The 19,434-nt window shown below is 70.6% G+C and carries 13 protein-coding genes; 12 read left to right on the forward strand and 1 reads right to left on the reverse strand.

Going from position 1 to position 19,434, the window contains the following annotated elements:
- Nucleotides 1–31: 31 nt before the first annotated feature.
- Nucleotides 32–1,615, reverse strand: coding sequence for a protein kinase domain-containing protein (locus WME89_RS16805; protein WP_438010152.1), 1,584 nt, complete (start codon nt 1,613–1,615; stop codon nt 32–34).
- A gap of 693 nt (nt 1,616–2,308) precedes the next feature.
- Here WME89_RS16805 and WME89_RS16810 point away from each other — a divergent pair.
- The 12 genes from WME89_RS16810 (at nt 2,309) to WME89_RS16865 (ending at nt 19,397) form a co-directional block, all read left to right on the forward strand.
- Nucleotides 2,309–4,489 (forward strand): response regulator, encoded by a 2,181-nt coding sequence (locus WME89_RS16810; protein ID WP_438010153.1) that lies wholly within the window; start codon nt 2,309–2,311, stop codon nt 4,487–4,489.
- A gap of 193 nt (nt 4,490–4,682) precedes the next feature.
- Complete coding sequence (locus WME89_RS16815; protein ID WP_438010154.1) at nt 4,683–6,098, forward strand: STAS domain-containing protein; 1,416 nt, start codon at nt 4,683–4,685, stop codon at nt 6,096–6,098.
- A 203-nt stretch (nt 6,099–6,301) separates the two neighbouring features.
- A complete protein-coding gene (locus WME89_RS16820; RefSeq protein WP_438010155.1) occupies nt 6,302–7,144 on the forward strand; it encodes an SIR2 family NAD-dependent protein deacylase in 843 nt (280 codons plus the stop codon).
- A 12-nt stretch (nt 7,145–7,156) separates the two neighbouring features.
- Nucleotides 7,157–7,699, forward strand: coding sequence for a non-canonical purine NTP pyrophosphatase (locus WME89_RS16825; RefSeq protein WP_438010156.1), 543 nt, complete (start codon nt 7,157–7,159; stop codon nt 7,697–7,699).
- A 153-nt stretch (nt 7,700–7,852) separates the two neighbouring features.
- A complete protein-coding gene (locus tag WME89_RS16830; RefSeq protein ID WP_438010157.1) occupies nt 7,853–8,512 on the forward strand; it encodes a SanA/YdcF family protein in 660 nt (219 codons plus the stop codon).
- Between the two features lie 309 nt (nt 8,513–8,821).
- Nucleotides 8,822–9,859: an aldo/keto reductase gene (locus WME89_RS16835; protein ID WP_438010158.1), complete on the forward strand. Its 1,038-nt coding sequence runs from the start codon at nt 8,822–8,824 to the stop codon at nt 9,857–9,859.
- Nucleotides 9,860–10,017: 158 nt separating this feature from the next.
- Nucleotides 10,018–10,704 carry an HAD-IB family phosphatase gene (locus WME89_RS16840; RefSeq protein ID WP_438010159.1) on the forward strand — a complete coding sequence of 229 codons (687 nt, stop codon included), beginning with the start codon at nt 10,018–10,020 and terminating at the stop codon, nt 10,702–10,704.
- Between the two features lie 975 nt (nt 10,705–11,679).
- A complete protein-coding gene (locus WME89_RS16845; protein WP_438010160.1) occupies nt 11,680–14,202 on the forward strand; it encodes a penicillin acylase family protein in 2,523 nt (840 codons plus the stop codon).
- A 713-nt stretch (nt 14,203–14,915) separates the two neighbouring features.
- The gene (locus tag WME89_RS16850; protein ID WP_437626249.1) at nt 14,916–15,803 is read left to right on the forward strand and encodes a PP2C family protein-serine/threonine phosphatase; all 888 of its coding nucleotides are present in this window, start codon (nt 14,916–14,918) and stop codon (nt 15,801–15,803) included.
- A gap of 195 nt (nt 15,804–15,998) precedes the next feature.
- Nucleotides 15,999–16,814, forward strand: a complete 816-nt coding sequence (locus tag WME89_RS16855) for a Cof-type HAD-IIB family hydrolase (protein WP_438010161.1) — start codon at nt 15,999–16,001, stop codon at nt 16,812–16,814.
- 211 nt (nt 16,815–17,025) lie between these two features.
- On the forward strand, nt 17,026–18,456 hold the full coding sequence (locus tag WME89_RS16860; protein ID WP_438010162.1) for a haloacid dehalogenase-like hydrolase: 1,431 nt from the start codon (nt 17,026–17,028) through the stop codon (nt 18,454–18,456).
- A gap of 47 nt (nt 18,457–18,503) precedes the next feature.
- Nucleotides 18,504–19,397 carry an ATP-grasp domain-containing protein gene (locus tag WME89_RS16865; RefSeq protein WP_438010163.1) on the forward strand — a complete coding sequence of 298 codons (894 nt, stop codon included), beginning with the start codon at nt 18,504–18,506 and terminating at the stop codon, nt 19,395–19,397.
- Nucleotides 19,398–19,434: the final 37 nt, after the last annotated feature.

Raw genomic sequence — 19,434 nt, forward strand, 5'->3', positions numbered from 1 at the left:
GATGGAACCGGCGTCGCGGCGCGCATCGGCCTCAATCCCGCCCGAGCAGGGGGACCTTGGGACGGGGCGCGGGGGTCCTCCGCTCGCCCGACGCCGGCCTCGGCGCGGTCCGCGGGGACGCGCTCGCGGTCCCGCGCGCGGACGGGGCCGCGCTGGCGCTCGCGCTGGGCGCGGGCCTGGCGCGCTGAAGCGGCGCCTCGGCGGCCGAGGCGGAGGGCTCTGGCGGCGGCGGCGCGCTCGGCGCCGGGGTGACGACGGCGCTCGCCGCGGCGGTCGCGGCGGTCGCGGCGCTCGCCGCGCTGGCGCCCGGCGCTGCGTTCTCCGGCGCTGCAGCCGCGGTTGGCTCGGGGTCGGCCCCGGTGCGGAGCACGAGCCAGCCCACCAGGCCCAGCGCCCCGAGCCCGAAGACGGCCGCCGCGGCGAGGAGCGGCGTCCGGCTCGGCCTCACGGGCACGAGCGCCCCCGCCGGGATCGACGTCACCGAGGTCTCCATCATGGTCGCCGCGAGGGGGACGCTCGGCGCGCGCGACGGGTGATCCGGGCCCATGGGGGCGATGTTCGTGATCGCGGGCGTCATCAGCGCGGGCGTCGTCGGCTGCGTGATCATCGCGGGCGCGGTCACCGGGGGCGTCGCCGTCCCCGGCATCGGCGTCGCGAGCACCGGCGCCGAGGAGCTCGCCAGAGCCCAGGGCGGCGCGCTCGGGCGTGGCGCCGGCCCGCTGCTCGCCGCCGCCACGCCGAGCACCTCGGAGAGCGCGTGCGCCGCCTCGGTCGCGGTGCGGAACCGCGCCGCTGGATCGACCGCCGCGGCCCGGGCGAACCACGCGTCGAAGCCCTGCGGCAGCACCACGCGGTGCGCCATCGCCCGCTGCACCGGGGCCTCCTGCGGCCCGTGGACGACCACCAGCGCGAACGCGATCACGTCGCCGGCGCTGATCGCCTCCGGGCTCCAGTACGGCGTCCCCACGAGCAGCGTGTACGCGATCATCCCCAGCGCGTAGATGTCCACGGCGCTCGTGAGCTTCGAGTCGACGCGGAACTGCTCGGGCGCCATGTAGATCGGCGTCCCGAGGCTCCGCGTGACGCCGGCCGCGGTCCCGCCCTCGGCGAGCAGCTTGGCCACGCCGAAGTCGAGGATCTTCATGCGCGGCGTCCCGTCGTCCCGCTGGGTCACGAACAGGTTCTCGGGCTTCAGGTCCCGGTGAATGATGGATGCGGCGTGGGTGCGGTCGAGGGCCGACGCTGTCTGCTGGAGGTACGTCGCGACCTCGCCGGGCGGCAGCCGGCCGAGGCGCTTGAGGCGCTTGCCGAGCTCCTCGCCGCGCAGCAGCTCCATCACGAGGAACGGCATCCCGGTCGGCTCGTCGATGCCGGCGTCGAAGACGTCGACGATGTACTCGCTCTCGATGTCCGCCGTGATCTGCGCCTCGCGCTTGAAGCGGCTGCGCATCTCCTCGCTCTGGAAGAGGTACGCGTGCATCACCTTGAGCGCCCGGCGGCGGTTCGTCTCGATGTGCACCGCCTCGTAGACGGACCCCATCGCGCCGACGGCGAGGAGGCGCACCACGCGATAGCGGTGCGCAAAGACCGTTCCGTCCGCGAGCGTGGCCGACACGGCGGGAGGGTCGCGCGCGGCGGCGGTCGCGTCAAGGATCCAGGACCGGCGGAGGGCTGCGCGGCGCGCCCAACGCCTGCCGCCTGCTGCGCGCGACGCGCGACGCCTGACCGCCTGCGGCGCCGACGCGGCGGCGGGGACACCACCGCGCGCTCGCGCAGCGCAGCCAGGCGCCGGCGTGGTGACCTGTCGGCGAGCGCCCCTGGAGGGCCGAGGCGAGCAAGGTCGCCCCTCGCTGCGCCGCCCCCGCCCCGGATCGTGTGGCGCACGTCCGGGGTGAGGACGGCGCAGTCGTCGCGCTCGCGCGGGAAGTCCTTCGCAAACAGGGATCGTGGCCGCGAAAGGCGTCAATCGACGCTGCGCGGTCGACTGGCAACTTCTCATCCCAGGCGGCGCGCCACCCGCTGTCGGGTAGAGCGGCCTCAGCGGGTGTTCTTGCCGCAGGCGTGGAGATTTGCCGCCAGCCGCGAACTCCGTGGCGGAGCGACGGGCGGTGCTGGTAAGCTCGCGATCGGGCATCGATGCGGCGTGGCCCTGGGGGCGAGCGGGCGTGAGGCGAGAGGGTCACGGCGGAGGTGCGCGACGCGGCCGCCTTGCCGCTCGATCCTGAGAATCGCGAGCGGGGAGGGCATGCAAACCACGGAATCGACAGCGCGCGGAAGCGGAGTCTGCGCTGAATGGCGGGCCGAGCCCATGAACAGGACCGTATCGGCTGGTGCTCGGACGGACACCATCCTGATCGTCGACGACGTCCCCGCCAACCTGGCGGTGGCCATCGATCACCTGGAAGAGCAGGGTTTCGAGATCGCCATCGCGCAAGATGGCGAGGAGGCCCTGGAGCGGGCGGAGCTCCTGCAACCGGATCTGATCCTGCTCGATATCGTGCTGATGCCGGGGATGGACGGCCTGGAGACGTGCCGGCGCCTCAAGGCGCGCGCGAGCACCCGAGAGATCCCGGTGATCTTCATGACCGCCCTGGCGGAGACCGCCGACAAGGTCGCTGGGTTCGAGGCCGGGGGCGTCGATTACGTCACCAAGCCGTTCCAGCTCGACGAGGTCGTCGCGCGCGTCAAGACGCACCTGACCATGCACGCGATGCGCACGAAGATCGAGGCGCAGAACGCGCAGCTGCAGCGCGAGATCGCCATGCGCGAGCAGTTCGAGTCCGCGCTGCGGCTCGCGCACGGCGCCCTGGAGCAGCGGGTCGCGGAGCGCACGGCCGAGCTCGCCGCCGCGAACGCCACGCTCCAGGAAGAGGTCGCCGAGCGCAAGCGGGCGCTCGTGGCCCTGCGCGAGAGTCAGGAGCTCCTTCGGGCCATCATCGACAACTCGACGGCCGTCGTTTACGTGAAGGACGTCGAGGGGCGATATCTGCTGATCAACCGCCGTTTCGAGCGGCTCTTCCACGTGACCGAGCGGTCGATCCTCGGCAAGACCGATCACGAGCTGTTCCCTCCCGCGCAGGCCGACGCGCTCCGCGCCTTCGACATGCGGGTCCTGGAGTCCCGGACGCCGCTGCAGGCCGAAGAGGTCATGATGCAGGACGACGGCCTGCACGCGTACATCTCGATCAAGTGCCCGCTGTACGACGCGGCCGGCGCGCCGTTCGGCGTCTGCGGCATATCGACCGACATCACGGAGCGCAAGCGGGCGGAGGAGGACCGGGAGGCGCTGCTCGCCCGCGAGCAGGCCGCGCGCGAGCGGGCCGAGGCCGCTGACCGCCTGAAGGACGAGTTCCTCACCACGCTCAGCCACGAGCTGCGCACGCCCCTCACCGCCATCGTCGGCTGGGCGCAGCTCCTGCGCAAGGGCATCCTGGACGCGGCCACCCTGCGGCGCGGCTGCGAGTCGATCGAGCGCAACGGCTGGGCCGAGCTGCAGATCATCGAGGATCTGCTCGACGTCTCCGCCCTCGTCAGCGGCAAGATGACGCTGAAGGCGCGGCCGGTCTGCCTCGCCTCGGTCCTGTGCGCGGCGCTCGACACGCTGAAGCTCGCCGCCGAGGCCAAGGGCGTCAGCGTCTCGATGTCCTCGGGTCCGATGACCGGAAAGCTCTGGGGAGACGCGAGCCGCCTGCAGCAGGTGGTCTGGAATCTGCTGAGCAACGCGGTCAAGTTCACGCCCTCCGGCGGGCGCGTCGCCGTGTCGCTGGAGGAGGTCGGCGGCATGGCGCAGATCCGCGTCAGCGACACCGGCGATGGGATCAGCGCGGAGTTTCTGCCGCACGTATTCGAGCGGTTTCGCCAGGCGGACGGCTCGATCGGCCGCCATCGCGGCGGGCTCGGGCTCGGCCTCTCCATCGTGCGGCACCTCGTGGAGCTGCACGGCGGGACGGTCCGCGGCGAGAGCGGCGGCCCGGGTCAGGGCGCGACGTTCACGGTCGACCTGCCCCTCCTCCCGGCGGTCGATCGGCCCGCCGCTCCGGGCCTCGCCGCGCCGGGGGCGGGCCGCGCCGGGTCCTCCTCGCGGGCGCTGGCCGGGATGCGCGTCGTCGTCGTCGACGACGAGCCCGACATGCGGGAGCTCATGACGCGCCTCCTGGCAGGCGCGGGCGCCGAGGTCCGCGTGGCCGGGGTCGCGCGGGACGGCTTCGATCTGGTCGAGCCGTGGCGGCCGGACGTCATCGTGAGCGACATCGGCCTGCCGGGCGAGGACGGTCACGCGCTGATCCGCCGCATCAGGGCGCTGCCCGCCGAGCGTGGCGGCATGACGCCCGCGGTCGCGCTGACCGCCTATGCCGGCCAGGGCGCGCGCGAGCAGACGCTCTCCGAGGGGTACCAGGTCCACATCGCGAAGCCGGTCGATCCCGCAACGCTCATCGAGGTGATCGCCAGCCTGGCCGTCCTCGGCAGGTCCGAGGTCTCCAGCGCCTAGCCGGCCTGGCCAGGCCTCGGCGCGTGACATGGCGCCGGCGTGAGGTGCGGTGGCAGGAGCTGTGTTGGCGGGATGCGTCAGGCGTCGCGCGGCGTCCTCTCGGGGGAGCCTGCGGCGCCACGCGGACGGGAGAGCGCGGGCCCGGACGGAGCGGTACGTCCCCGCCGGAGGCTTCCTGAATATACTCGGCGCCATGCCGATGGCGGAGACGACCCGCGCCCTGGAGCAGTCCCGGGCGAATCAGCTGTGCGACATGGACCGGGGGGTATTCTACTCCTACGGCATCCCCTCCGTGGTCTTCTGGCTCAATCCGTCGCTCTTCCGGATGCTGGAGCCGCTCGTCGAGGAGGTCGGCGTCCCGCTCTTCCGCCTGCTCGTGGCCCGTAACTCCAGCATGGGAACCGACGAGGATTACCACTCCATGGTGACCACGTTCGGCGAGACGTTCGAGGAGGGCTTTCGCGCCTGGGGGCTCGCCGTCTCGACGGGCGGCTGGGGGCGGTTCGAGCTCCCGGTGTTCGATCGGGAAGCCGAGCGCGCGGTCGTCGTCGTGCGCAATCCCTGGGAGCTCGAGATGCAGCGCGGCTCGTCGGTGCGCTGGGGCTGCCCGTTCCTCCAGGGCAAGATCATCGGCCTGCTCTCGCACGCCCTCGGGGTCAATTGCTGGGCAGATGAGGTCCTGTCAGCGGAGGACGATCAGCCGTCTTTCGTGGAGTTCCGCGTCTACCGCTCCGACAGGACGATCAGCGCGGAGCTCGCGCAGCTGCGCGCCGCGCACCACGAGGAGGCGAAGCGGAGCCTCGAGCAGCGGACGCAGGAGCTCCGGCAGAGCGAGGCGAAGCAGCGGGCGATCCTGGCCTCGCTGAGCGAGGTCGTGTTCACGCTGGACGAGCGGGGCCGACTCACGAGCTACCATGTGCCGAGGGAGCAGGCCGCCTTCCACGACGCGCCCGAGCGCGCGCTCGGGCGGCACGTCGACGAGGTGATGCCGGGGGCGGTCTCCGCCGTGCTGCTCGCGGCGGTCGCGGGGGTCGTCGAGGACGAGCTGCCGCGGGAGGTGAGCTACGCGCGGGAGCGAGGGGGTGAGGTCCGGTTCTTCAGCACGAAGCTCTCGATCCTGCGGGACCCTGTCTCCGAGACGATCGGCGTGACGGCGGTGGAGCGCGACGTGACCGAGCGCGTGCGCGCCGAGCAGGCGCTCGAGGACCGGCTCGCGCTGATCCAGCGGCAGCAGGAGATGATCCAGGCGCTGTCCACCCCGATCATCCAGGTGTGGGACGGCGTGCTGGCGCTGCCGCTCGTCGGCGTGATCGACAGCCGCCGCGCGGCGTCGATCACGGAGAGCCTGCTGCAGCAGATCGTGAGCACGCAGGCGCGGGTGGCCATCCTCGATCTGACGGGCGTGGACGTCGTGGACTCGGCGATAGCCGATCACTTCCTCCGCATCTTCCGCGCGGTGGAGCTCCTGGGCGCGAGGTGCCTGATCTCCGGCATCCGCCCCGCGGTGGCGCAGACGATGACGCAGCTCGGGATGGGCATCGAGAAGGCGCGCACGTTCGGCACCATGCGGAGCGCGCTGAAGACGGTGATGCGGGGGCAGCTCGCCTGAGATCGACGTCGCGGAGGCGTCCGCCGCCCTGGGCGCCGCGGCGTCGAGCGAGCTCTTCGCGCGCTGCCGGCCTCTGCCGCGTCTGTCCCGGAGCATCGCGGCCGGGCGCTGCCGTGCGCGGCGGACCCGACGGCCGGAAAGGCCTCCAGTCGAGCGGGCGCCGGTTGCGCGATGTCGACGGGTGGATACCATCGCGGCCGACGATGGCTGTGCTGACGCTCGAGCAAGCGGCGCTCCCGCTTCGGCAGGCGTACCAGGAAGGTCGCCTCATTCCCTTTCTGGGGGCGGGCTTCTCTGCCCCGCTCCAGCTGCCGATGTGGCGGGAGCTGACCGGATGGATGGGCGAGGCGCTCGGCTTCGAGCCTGCGCTCTTCGAGCTCCACGGCTTGCCCCCGCAGCTCGCCGGCTTCTTCGCCCGGGAGCGCGATGGCGGCCTCGACAGCTTCATCGCCGAGCTGCGCGCGCGCTTCCACGCGCGCGAGGTCGACGAGCGCCGCAGGGGCTCGCTCCAGCACAAGGCGCTGGCGCGCCGCCGCTTTCCCACGATCTACACGACGAACTTCGAGCACCACATCGAGGAGGCGCTGCGGGACGCGGGCAAGCCGGTCGTCGCGCTCTCCACGTTCGACGACTTCGCGCGGTGCCCGGCGCAGGGGGCGTGTCATGTCATCAAGTTCCATGGCGACCTCGACTGGCCCGAGACGGTGGTGCTGACCGAGGCCCAGTACTTCAGCCGCCTCCGGCTCGAGGCCGCGCCCGATCAGCGCCTGCGGGCCGATCTGCTCAGCAACACCTTCCTCTTCCTCGGCTACAGCTTCAGCGACGTGGATATCCGGTACATCTGGTATCGCATGGAGCAGATGCGCATCGAGGGCAGCCCTCCTGGCGCCCAGCGCGCGCCGAGCCGCCGCGGGTACTGGGCGACCTTCGGCGCCGGGCTCGTCCAGCCGGCGCTGCTCGAGGACTGGCACATCGACGTGATCGAGCTCGACCCGAACGACAAGACGAAGAGCGTGGTGGATCTGCTCGACGCGCTCGACGGCTGAGGGGCGATGGTCATGGTCTATTTCGTCTCCGCTCACGAGCACAAGCTCGAGGACATGGCCCACGAGTGGAAGGACGGCCCGACGCCGCTTCGCCTGCTCCGGCTCGACGTCCCCGAGGTCCTCTCCTCCGATCTCGACACGGTCGTACGGGAGAAGGCCATCGCCGCTTATCGGGTGGCGCTCGTGCCCCTCTTCGTGGAGCACGGCGGGCTCTTCATCGAGCACCTGAACGGCTTCCCGGGCCCGCTCGTGAAGCCGTTCTGGGAGCGGCTGCAGGACCGGATCTGCTCCCTTATCCCCCCGGGCCAGTCGCGCGCGGCGCACGTCGTCCAGAAGGTATGTTATTGTGACGGCCGGACGCTCCGCATCTACACGGGCAGCGTCCTCGGCGAGATCGCCTGTGAGCGGCGGGGTGACGAGGGCATTCACTGGGAGCCCATGTTCATCCCGGCCGGGCACACGCGCACGCTGGGGCAGATGCCCCGTGAGGAGCGCCTCCGCGTCTCCGCGAGCGCGGAGGCCCTGCGGGCGTTCCGCCGCGACGTGGGGCTGTGATCGCTGGGTCACGTGATCGCGCGCCAGGTCCGTCCGCCGCGCCAGAATACGCGCGCCGGACGGCGCGTTGAGCCGGGCGTGCTCCCGGCGCCTCGCCCCACCTGGCCTCGCCTCGGCCTGTCGAGCCCTCGACGGCTCGCCCATCGCGCGGTCGTGACCCTTGTGCTCCTGCTGCTCGTCGGGGGTGCGGCCCTCGTCGGCGCGCGCCTCTGGGTCCTCCGGTCGGCGGACATCTACCGCGAGCTCGACGCCGTGCCGCGCGGCGAGGTGGCCATCGTCCCTGGCGCGCGCGTGTGGCCGGACGGAGCGCCGTCGGCGGCCCTCGAAGACCGCCTCGCCGCGGCCCTCGAGCTGTACCGCGCCGGCAAGGTGCGGCGCGTCCTGGTCTCCGGGGACCACGGGCACGTCGGCTACGACGAGCCCAACGCCATGCGCGCGTGGCTCGTGAGCCGGGGCGTGCCTTCCGAGGACGTGTTCATGGACCATGCGGGCCTGCGCACGCTGGACACGATGCAGCGCGCCGCGCGCGTCTTCGGCGTGCGCGATGCGGTCGTGTGCACCCAGGCCTTTCACCTGCCGCGCGCGCTGTACCTGGCGCGCGCGGCGGGCTTCCCCGCGGTGGGCTACGCCGCCGACCGGCGCGTCTACGCGAACGCCGACCGCGACGCGCAGCGCGAGCTCCTCGCCACGGCGCTCACGCTTCTCGACACCTGGTCAGGCCGCGGGCCGCGCTTCCTGGGGCCGCCGGTGCCGATCCAGGGCGACTCGAGCGCTTCCCACGACGCATGGACGGGCGGGCTCGTCGCTCGATGAGGCGCGCGCCAGGCCACCCGCAGCGCGCCGCGCCGGAGCTGCCTTGTTGACCCGCTGAGCCATGCCGTCCTGCTCGGTCGCGCCATCGCCGGCCCCTGCGCGTACACTCGCTGACATGGCGGAAACGTGCAGCGCGGCTCCTGCTTTCAGTTGCGCTGTATTCCAGGCGTGCTGCGACGAAGACGCTTGACTTTCGTATCGCGTTGGAGTTCCTACCGTCTTCGACCGCGGCAAGGGAGCAAGAGTCTGAAATCCGGCATTCCTCTCCCCTGCGTTCCGAGGTTACCCCCAGGTTAGCGGAGGAGATCGATGGAGTTCAGATTGCTCGGCGGGTCAGGGTTCAAGGTTCCGGTGCTGAGCCTCGGGACGGGGACGTTCGGCGGAGGCAACGAGTTCTTCAAGGGCTGGGGCGCGAGCGACGTGGCCGAGGCGACCCGGCTGGTCGATGTCTCGCTCGAGGCCGGGATGAACATGTTCGACAGCGCGGACATCTACTCCGATGGGCTCGCGGAGGAGATCCTCGGCCAGGCGATCAAGGGCCGGCGCGATCAGGTCATCATCTCCACGAAGGCGACCTTCCGGAGCGGCGCCGGGCCGAACGACGTCGGCTCGTCGCGGTATCACCTGGTGAGGTCGGTCGAGGCGAGCCTGCGGCGGCTGCAGACGGACCATATCGACCTCTTCCAGCTTCACGGCTTCGACGCGCTCACGCCGCTCGAGGAGACGCTCGGCACGCTCGACGATCTCGTTCGAGCGGGGAAGATTCGCTATCTCGGCTGCTCGAACTTCTCCGGCTGGCACCTGATGAAGTCGCTGGCTGTGTCGGAGAAATATGGCCTTTCTCGGTACGTGGCGCACCAGGCCTACTACTCGCTTGTGGGGCGCGACTACGAGTGGGAGCTGATGCCGCTGGCGCTCGACCAGAAGGTGGGCGCGGTGGTCTGGAGCCCGCTGGGCTGGGGGCGGCTGACCGGGAAGATCCGGCGCGGGCAGCCGCTGCCGGACGTCAGCCGGCTCCGGAACAAGCTGGTCGTCGACATGGGGCCGCAGATGGACGACGAGTACCTCTATCGCGTGGTCGACGCGCTCGATGAGGTGGCGAAGGAGACGGGCAAGACCGTCCCGCAGGTCGCGATCAACTGGCTGGTGCAGCGGCCGAGCGTCGCGAACGTGATCATCGGTGCCCGGAACGAGGAGCAGCTTCGGCAGAACCTTGGGGCTGTCGGGTGGAGCTTGACGCCGGAGCAGGTGGCAAAGCTGGATGCCGCCAGCAAGACGAGGCTGGCGTACCCCTATTTCCACCAGACCGGCTTCCACGAGCGGAACCCGTTCCCCGTCGCGGTTTGATCGGTTGACCCGACGGCGGCGCGCTGCCGCGCGGCGGTCAGGCGACCGGCGGCCCGCGGCGTCGCGCCGCGAGGACCGACCGGCTCGCGATCGGCCGCGGCGACCGGCCAGGTAGCCGGCGGTGGCGTCCGGTGCGCAGCCGTGCACAATCAGCGCTCGTGCTCATCCTCAGCGACTTCGACGGGACCATCACCAGCGACGATCTGACGAACCGGATCTGGGACGCCCACCTCCGCTACGACTGGCGGAAGGTGCTGCTCTCGCCTGCTGGCGGCGGCCAGCTCACGGCGATCGAGCTCCTCCAGCGCGGTTACGCCGACGTGAAGCGCTCCGCGATCGAGCTGCTGGACGAGCTGCGCCCCCACGCCGCGCTGCGCCCCGGCTTCGAGGAGCTGCTGGCGCTCTGCGCTCGCCGCGGGTGGGTCTTCCACGTGATCAGCCACGGCCTGCCGTTCTACATCCGCGAGTTCCTGCCGCCGGGTACAGCGTTCTCCTGCTTCGATGCCGTCTTCGACGACGGGCGCTGGCGGGTCAGCGTGCCGGAGGCGGTGCCTCTCGGCCCCGGGGACGACTTCAAGATCCGGGTGCTCGACCAGCTGAAGGCGGCGACCGGCGAGACCGCCACGGTCTACATCGGCGACGGTCGGCTCGACTACCCCGCAGCGCGGTGCTGCGACCGCGTGTTCGCGGTGCGGGGCAGCGCGCTCGACGCGCTCTGCGCCCGTGACGGGGTGCCGCGCACGCCGTTCGATAGCTTCACGGACATCTGCGCGGCGCTCGACGACGGCGGCATGGTCGACGGCGCGCGCGCCCCGAGCTGCCGAGGCGACGCGGTACGGACCTGAGACGCGCCGAGGAGGGGGCACGCCCGCTCGTGGCCCGCCGGGGAAGGCAGGTCCGTGCACACGACATCTCCGTGCTCGCGCCGCGCCCTGTCTCCTCCGCCATGATAGTCAATGAGCCTCGGCCATCAGCAGACGGACGCCCGACCAGGCCATCGCGGGCTGGTCGTTTCCGTGCTGCCCGGCCAGCGACACGCTGGCTCCAGGCTGTATCGACGAGACTTCTCCTGATGCATCTCACGATGTCTTTGCTGTTGACCTGAGGCTTCTGACCGGCGACGAGCGCGGCGCCGCGTCGGTCCGGCGCGCAGTAAAACGCCGCGGGGAACGGCCTCTCGAGGCTTGATCTCGCGGCCCGGCGACGCTTCCTTGCTTCGATGGATGCCGCGTGCAACCTTCCGGCGCCGGCAACACCACCACGCTGCCACGCGGCCACGTGATGAACAAACGGAGCACAGGACGTGCCGAGTGCGAGCGCCGCGACCAACGCGACCAACGCGACCAACGCGACCAACGCGACCAACGCGACCGACGCGGGCGGCTGTCGGGGAGCGTTCAGCACGGCATCGGCGTGGCGCGCTTACGAGCCGGTGCTAGCTTGCGGATTTTGCGAGCATTGCCTTTACAGCCTGGCATCCTAGATCGCTTTGGAGGGTGTCTGTCAGTGTCGATATACAGTGCGGCTGTATCGGGGTAGACGCGAATACACGGGGAGCTTGACTTTCGAATCGTATTGGTTAGTTCGTATCAGCTTATCCGAGGTGCGTGAAGGCAACGTAGGAGGCTCGCCGGTTCGTTTTGTCCGCTGCCTCTCGGGGATCGCGTTGAACGCCGTCCGGTTCGTCTAGGGCGGCATATTGCACTTCAGTCGCTCTCTGCGCGAGTGCATCGGAGGCGGCCCGGCGGCGCAGGGTGAGCGTGGCGAAGGTGAACTGCGAATTGCGGCCTTTGCGAGGAGGCCAGCAGAAGGAGATGGGCATGATGAGGCGAATGACCGGCGTGGCATTCCTGCTGTCGGCTGCTGCGTGCAGCGTCGTCCAGGATGGCGAGGTGGGCGAGGTGGCGGACGAGCAGACCGCCGTGGCCATCGATGATCTGGGCGTGACGTACATCCGTGTGGATGACCAAGGGATCTCCCACGTCACCGCATGGGACGAGAAGGCCGGTTACGCCGGCCTGTGCTACGCGATGGCGCGGGACCGGCTCTTTCAAATGGACGTGCTGCGCCGCAGCGCTCAGGGGCGCCTCGCGGAGATCTACGGGCCTGGCGAGGGTGACAGCATCCTCGGCCAGGATCTCCTCGCCCGCGCGCAGAACCTGCCGGCGTTCGCGGCGGCGCGCTACGCGGCCGCCGCCCCCCGGACGAAGCGCGTCCTGCAGGGCTGCGCCGCCGGCGTGAACCAGTACATCTCCACGGCCAAGGCTTCGAGCAGCGGCTTGCCCCTCGAGTTCCAGGCCCTCGGTTACGAGCCGGCTCCGTGGACGCCCGAGGACAGCGTCCTCGCCTACATCTACGTGGGCGTCACCTTCGACACCCTGACCTGGTTCACGAAGCTCGAGCGCGCGGCGGTCGCCTCCATCGCGGGGACCGACGTCGCGACGACGCTGATCAAGGAGGCCCCGGACGACGTGTCGATGTTCGACGCGCAGGGCAACCTGAACCCGATCTCGCAGTTCCTCGTGCCGCCCGGCCCGGCCGCGCCGTCGGCGACCCTCGTCAACCCGCCGCCGCCGACCTGCCTGGATGGCGCGCGCCGGGTCACCGAGCAGGCCCGGCGCATGGCGCCCGCGAGCGGGCGCGCGAGCAACGCGTGGGCGGTCGATGGCCACCTCACCTCCACCGGCAAGCCGCTCCTGGCGACCGACCCGCACTTCCCTCACTCGACCCCGTCCGCCGTCTACGTGGCGCAGCTCAAGATCAGCGGCCAGTACAACGTGGCGGGCTGGATGGTGCCCGGCTTCCCCGGGTTCATCAGCGGCCACACCGATCGCATCGCCTGGGTGCCGACCTACTCGCTGTTCGACAGCGTCGATCTGTACGTGGAGACGCTCCGCGGCGCGAGCGGCGGGGGCGAGGAGGCGCTCGTCAACGGCCAGTGGAAGCCGGTCACCACGCGCGTGGAGACGATCCGCGTGAAGGGGCAGGCGGACGTGCAGCGGACGTTCCGCGCGACGCCCCACGGCCCGGTCCTCAACGACGGCCTCGATGGGCTGGAGTCGTTCGGCACCCTCGCGCTCAAGTCGACCGCGGGTCAGCCGGAGTGGAAGGTCGACGGCTACTTCGAGATGCCGGCGGCGCTGAACTGGACGCAGTTCAGGACGGCGGCGCTGAAGCAGAGCATCGGCTGGAACTTCATCTTCGCGGACTACGCCGGCGCGCAAGGCCACATCGGCTATCAGAACTCGGGGCTCGCGCCGCAGCGCGAGAGCCCGCTGAACGCGCTCTATCCGGTGCCCGGGACGGGGGGACACGAGTGGACCGGGTACGCGACCAACGCCGAGCTGCCCTCGGTCTACGATCCGCCCTCGCACATCCTGATGACGGCGAACCACCGGATCGTCCCGCGGAGCTACGCGCCGCAGGGGCGGCCGGTCCACCTCGCCAACTACTGGGACATGCCGTGGCGCGCGCAGCGGATCGCGACCCGCCTCACCACGGCGACGGGGCCGATCACGCCGCAGGACATGGCGTCGATCCAGCTCGATACCCAGACGACGATCGGGCTGCCGCTGCGCGACAGCTACCTGGCCGCGCTCGGGCGCGCCGGGCTGCCGGCGGATGACCCGAGCGCCGCCGCGGCGATGGCGGCCCTGCAGCAGTGGGACGGGAGCGCGGCGGCGAGCAGCCAGGGCGCCGCCGTGTACGAGATGCTCACGTTGATCCTGCTGCGCAACACGGTGAGCGACGTGATCGGGCCCGACGAGTACGCGTTCTTCGCGCCCAACGTGTTCCTCACGAACCAGCTCAACGGCCTCATCGACGTGCTCGCGAACCCGCGCGCCCCGTACTTCGGTATCGTCCCCGGGGTCGACCCGGGGGCCGCGCGGGACCAGGCCGTCCGCGCCGCCCTCGCTCAGGCGGACGCGATGCTCCGCGACGCCCTCGGCGCGGACGTGAGCGCATGGACCTGGGGCGGGATCCACGAGCTGAAGTACAATCACCCGCTCGCGGGCGAGGACGAGCGCTTCGACATCGGCACCTTCCCCGCGACCGGCGACGTCGAGACGGTGAACATCGGCGGGTGGTTCGCGAAGGTCGGGATCCTGGGCCTGCCGCCGGGCGACTTCGAGGCCGCGGGCGGGGTGCGCGGCGCGCTCGATCAGGACTCGCTCAGCGCGACGCGGCTGATCTGGAACCTCGCTCCGCTCGACGGCTCGCTCGGGGTGATGAGCACCGGCAACAGCGGGGATCCGCGCACGTGCAATTACTCGAATCATGCCGAGGCGTGGAGGTCGGGGCAGCTCTTTCCGATTCCTTTCACGTCCGCAGCGATCCCCTGAGTCGGCCGCCGACTGGCCGGATGACGGCCGATGCGACCGTGGTTCCCCGATCAGCGACGATCCAGTGACCACGTCCGACCGTGGTTGCCCGATCATCCGTCAGGCCAGCCCGGAGCCCCCCGGGCTGGCCAGCCGGGGGCGGGCCGCTTCCCGCCACCGAACCCGGGTCAAGGTGTCGCCTCCGCTGGTCAGGTCGCGCGGCCCTCCTTGACGTGGCCCGCCGCCGCACCAGACGACGTAGCGATGGCGGAGATCTGCGACGCGCTCAGGGCACACCGAACGCTCCTTGTGGAGCTTGATTGCGATCCACTTAACACTTCCTGCGTTATCACCTTATCTGCATCAGGAATTCCACGAGGCTCCGACACACGAGCCTGCCACCCGGCGACGGGTACGTCCGCGGGGCGCTCTGGCTTCCTCCTCGGGAGGGAGCCGGGCGCTCGATCCTCTTTCCCCCTCCTCCCACCTCGCGGCGCGCCGCGTGGCAGGTCTCGCTCGCTGCGCTCGAGCCCGCGCGCGCCTCATCTCCGGGCTCGCCCGGGCAGAGCGCTCGTACGTCGTCGCTTGCGCGATGGCGTGATGTCGCAGGGGAGTCGACGCCTGGCTCGTCCGCGGCTGGAGCTCGGCTGCGAGCACGTATCGGCGCTCAGTCGCCTGCTGCCCGGTGGGAACGACGGGTTCGTGTTTGAAAGCAAGGAAACAGGAGAGAATACATGACATCGACGACACAGCGAGCTGAGGACATCACGGTGAGGGCCTGCGGTATTACCGACCTCGGGCGCGTTCGTAAAAACAACGAGGATACGCTCCTCATCGCGCATCTCTCGTCGGTCGCCAAGACCGCGCCGCCCGCCCAGGCGGTCGCCTTCGAGGCCTCCTATCCCGTCCTGCTCGCCGTCTCCGACGGCATGGGCGGCGCGGCCGCGGGTGAGGTCGCGAGCGCCCTCGTGGTCGAGGCGCTGCGGCGGGCCATGTCCTCGGCGCGCGGCAACTGGGACGAGGCCACCATCCGCGCTGTGGAGCGCGCGAACCGCGAGGTATGGCAAGCCTCGCAGCAGCCGGGCCGTCATGGCATGGGCGCGACGCTCACCGCGATCTGCGTGCACGGGACGGAGGCGCATGTCGCCGAGGTGGGCGACTCGCGCGCCTACCTGATTCGTAACGGGCAGATCCTCCAGATCACGCACGACCAGAGCTTCGTGCAAGCGCTCATCGACGCTGGCATGATCCAGCCCGAGGAGGCGGAGCGGCACCCGATGAGGAGCATGCTCTTGCAGGCGATGGGCCTGGACCCCGAGGTCAAGGCCAGCGTCGCGCGGCTCGATCTGCGGCGCGGCGACCGCATGCTGCTGTGCTCCGACGGCCTGTCGAACAAGCTGTCGGCAGAGGAGATGCTCACCGCGATCGAGCAGGCCCCCTCGATCGAGGCCGCGTGCCAGCGGCTCGTCGCGCTCGCCAATGGGCTTGGCGGGGAGGACAACATCACCGCCATCGTCGCCGAGGTCCACGGCGACGGGCTCACGCCGCCCAGGCGGGGCGAGAAGGTCGACCAGACGCTCCACACCATCACCGAGTTCGAGCCGCCCAAGAAGAAGATCTGACGTTCCCCATGTCGGCCCCGCGCTTCCTCCCCGACAAGGTATAGTCCCGAGGCATCCCCTCGAATTCTTCGGAAAATTCACAGGGAGGCGGGGAGACGGGGAGGGAAGCCTTCCAGATACTCCCTGTCTCCTCGCCTCCCTGTTCAATTTTCCCCGCTGAAAGGGGCTACAAGGTGAGGGGACAGGAGAGCGAGCATGACCTCACGAACATTGCGCGGCGTTGCCTTCGATCTGGATGGGACCCTGCTGCGGTCCGATCACTCGATCTCTCCCGAGATGCGGTCGCTGTGCTCGACGTTGGCCGCGCAGGGCGTCCTGTTGACGCTGATCAGCTCGCGGCCTCCTCGCTCCGTGGCGGAGATCGCCCGCAGCTTGAGCCTCGACGGCCCGTGGGCGGCGCTGAACGGCGCCCTCGTCATCGGCTCCGACGGCAGGATACTCGACCGCTCGCCGCTGCCAGCGTCGGCCGTCGAGCACATCCTGGCGCGTTATGGGCGGGACGAGCGTGTCAGTCTGAACCTCTACGCGGGCTTCGACTGGGTCGTTCAAGCGGTTGACATGCGAGTCCGTATCGAGGCCGACATCATCGGCTTCTCGCCCTCGGTCGACGTCGGGTTCGCGAGCCGCCCCGTCACCGACAAGATCCTGCTGATAACGGACGAGGAGCGCGGCGACGGCGCCTGGCTCGCGCAGGAGCTCGCGGCGCTCGACGCCGGCGTCGCGGTCGCGCGCTCGAAGCGCAACTACATCGAGGTCACGCGCAGCGAGACGGACAAGGGGCGCGCGCTCGCGTTCATCGCCGCGAGCCGCGGGATCTCCGCGCGCGAGATGGTCGCGGCCGGCGACGGCGAGAACGACATTCCCATGCTGGAGGCCTGCGGTCTCCCGATCGCGATGGGGCACAGCCCGCAGTCGCTCAGGCAGCTCGCCGAGCTGGTCGTCGGCAGCAACGACGACGACTCGCTCACCGCCGCGCTCGGCCGCATCTTCGGCGCCGCGCTGCCGCGCTGAATCGGCCGGCGCCTGCGCCCAGATCCCGCCTCTTCGGCCGCTCCAGCGCACGCTGTGCGCTCTCCCGGAGCGCGCCCGGGGCTGCCGCCGACGAAGCGCTGCACGCCGATGGAAAAGACCGGTCTACTCCAATTCTTGTGATCGGGGCCACGCGACGCTGGAGCTCCTCTTCTGGTACGGTATCTCCTGAGGCTCAGGAGGTGATCGTTCCATGCTTGGACAGGCGCTGAGGGTTCACTTCGCCACGTTGCTCGTGGCGCCGCTCTCGCTGCTGCTGCTGCATTGCGGCGACGACGAGGCCACGGCGCCGGTGGGGCTGACCACCAGCTCCGCGACGACATCCGCTGTCACGACGGGCACCGGCGGCGACGCCGCGTCGACCGCCGGCAGCGGCGGCAGCGGCGGCAGCGGCGGCAGCGGTGGTGGCGAAGCGTTGCCCGACCTCGATCCGACGCTCGAGTGGTACGGCGACAACCGGCAGCGGCTCGATGCCATGATCGACGAGCACGGCGCCTCGAGCCCAGGCTACGACACCGACCGGAAGCCGGTGGCCGTGTTCGACTGGGACAACACCGTCATCAAGAACGACGTTGGAGATGCAACGATGTTCTGGATGCTCCTGCATGACAAGATCCTCCAGCCGCCGGACGCGAACTGGGCGCGCACGAGCCCCTACCTCACGGCCGCCGCCGTCTCGGCGCTGGGCGAGGCGTGCGGCGCGGCCGCGGATCCTGGCGAGCCGCTGCCCACGAGCGCGGCGGACGCCTGCGCCGACGAGATCTTGAGCGTTTACGTCGACGGTGAGACGAGCGGCGGCGACGCCGCCTTCGCCGGATACAACCACCGCACCCTCGAGCCCGGGTACGCCTGGCTCGCGCAGCTCGGGGCGGGTTACTCGCCGGACGAGGTCTCGGCCTTCGCCGCCTCGGCGATCGAGGAGAGCCTGGCGGCAGCAGAGGGCTCGGTGCAGACGGTGGGGACGCGGACGGGGCTGACCGCCTGGCTCCGGATCTACGACCCCATCCGGGACCTCATCGACACGCTGCAGAAGAACGGGTTCGACGTGTGGGTGGTGTCGGCCTCTCCGCAATCTGTCGTCGAGCCGTTCGCGGCCATGGTGAACGTCGCCGCGGACCGCGTCATCGGCATCCGGCAGGTGACGACCGAGAGCGGCGCTCTGACGTACGATCTGCAGGGGTGCGGCCCGGTCCCCGACGGCACCAACGACGGCGCCGGCGAGTCCACCGGGAACAGCCTGATCACCTACATCGAAGGAAAGCGCTGCTGGATCAACAAGGTGATCTTCGGCGACTCGGGCCCTGGCGCGCTCGAGAAGAACCCGGACGCGCTGAAGCGTCAGGTCTTCGGGGCCGGCGACTCGGACACCGACCTCAGCTTTCTCCAGGACGCCACCGGCCTCAGGCTCGCGATCAACCGCAACAAGAAAGAGCTGATGTGCAACGCGTACCGGAACCACGCCGGCACCTGGCTGGTCAATCCGATGTTCATCCAGCCCAGGGGCCACCTCGCTTCCGGTTACCCCTGCTCGACCACCGCCTGCGTGGACGCGGACGGCGTCGCCGGCCCCTGCCTCGACGAGGCTGGCGCCGTCATCCCCGATCAGGCTGATAACGTCTACTGACTCCCCGCACCGTCGACCCTCGAAGAGGCTGGTCCTGCATGACGTCGATGAACAAGGTTGCCCTCATTGTCGCTCAGAATCACGCGGAGCTCAGCGCGACCGCGATGGAGATCGACGAGTCGGTCGTGCTCCGGGCAGCGTTCGCAGAGCTCGGGGTCGAGCTCTCCGCGCTCACCTTCCACGACCCCTCCGTCGACTGGTCGGCCTTCGACGCCGTGGTCCCCAAGCTCGCCTGGGACTACTTCCACGAGCCTCGGCGCTTCGTGGCGTGGCTGGATCGCCTCACGGCCCAGGGGGTCCGGACGATCAACGACGCCGAGCTCGTCAAGTGGAACCACGACAAGACCTATCTCGTCGATCTGCGGGACGCGGGCGTGCGCGTGGCGCCGTTCGTGTTCTTCCCCGCCGGCAGCGACGCGCGGGCTGTCGTCCCTCGGCTCAGGGCCGAAGGGTGGCGCCGGTCCGTGATCAAGCCGTCGATCTCCGGCGGGGCCTGGAAGACGCTCTCCGCGGACCTCGATCGCGCGCCGGAGATCGAGGCCTTGGCGCGCGACATCCTCGGGCGCTCGGGGCTGCTCGCGCAGCCGTTCTTCGACGAGGTCCCGAGCTCCGGCGAGTGGTCGGTGCTCTTCGTCGCGGGCGAGCCGACACACGTGGTCCTGAAGAAGCCGAGGGACGGGGACTACCGAACACAGAACATGTGGGGCGCGGCCATCGAGGGCAGGGAGCCGCCTGCCGGGCTCGTCGCCTCCGCCAGGAGAGCGCTCGCCGCGGCCCCCATCGCGCCGGTCTACGGGCGGGTGGACGGCTTTCTCCGTGACGGCGAGCTCCACCTCATGGAGCTCGAGCTCATCGAGCCCTACTTCTTCTTCGAGCACGCGCCCGCCGGCGTCGTGGCGCGGTTCGCGAAGGCGATCCTGTCCGCGCTGCGCTCGGGGTGAGCGCTCGCCGGCGCGCCTGAGCCGGCCTCGCGAGGCG

The sequence above is a fragment of the Sorangium sp. So ce321 genome, assembly GCF_051530195.1.
GTDB lineage: Bacteria > Myxococcota_A > Polyangia > Polyangiales > Polyangiaceae > Sorangium.

Bases quoted from the DNA above. Each gene is read 5' to 3' on its own strand.
- WME89_RS16815 (WP_438010154.1), top strand. From the start codon at position 4,683: ATGCCGATGGCGGAGACGACCCGCGCCCTGGAGCAGTCCCGGGCGAAT.
- WME89_RS16835 (WP_438010158.1), top strand. From the start codon at position 8,822: ATGGAGTTCAGATTGCTCGGCGGGTCAGGGTTCAAGGTTCCGGTGCTG.
- WME89_RS16820 (WP_438010155.1), top strand. From the start codon at position 6,302: ATGGCTGTGCTGACGCTCGAGCAAGCGGCGCTCCCGCTTCGGCAGGCG.
- WME89_RS16850 (WP_437626249.1), top strand. From the start codon at position 14,916: ATGACATCGACGACACAGCGAGCTGAGGACATCACGGTGAGGGCCTGC.
- WME89_RS16855 (WP_438010161.1), top strand. From the start codon at position 15,999: ATGACCTCACGAACATTGCGCGGCGTTGCCTTCGATCTGGATGGGACC.
- WME89_RS16810 (WP_438010153.1), top strand. From the start codon at position 2,309: ATGAACAGGACCGTATCGGCTGGTGCTCGGACGGACACCATCCTGATC.
- WME89_RS16865 (WP_438010163.1), top strand. From the start codon at position 18,504: ATGAACAAGGTTGCCCTCATTGTCGCTCAGAATCACGCGGAGCTCAGC.
- WME89_RS16860 (WP_438010162.1), top strand. From the start codon at position 17,026: ATGCTTGGACAGGCGCTGAGGGTTCACTTCGCCACGTTGCTCGTGGCG.
- WME89_RS16825 (WP_438010156.1), top strand. From the start codon at position 7,157: ATGGTCTATTTCGTCTCCGCTCACGAGCACAAGCTCGAGGACATGGCC.
- WME89_RS16845 (WP_438010160.1), top strand. From the start codon at position 11,680: ATGATGAGGCGAATGACCGGCGTGGCATTCCTGCTGTCGGCTGCTGCG.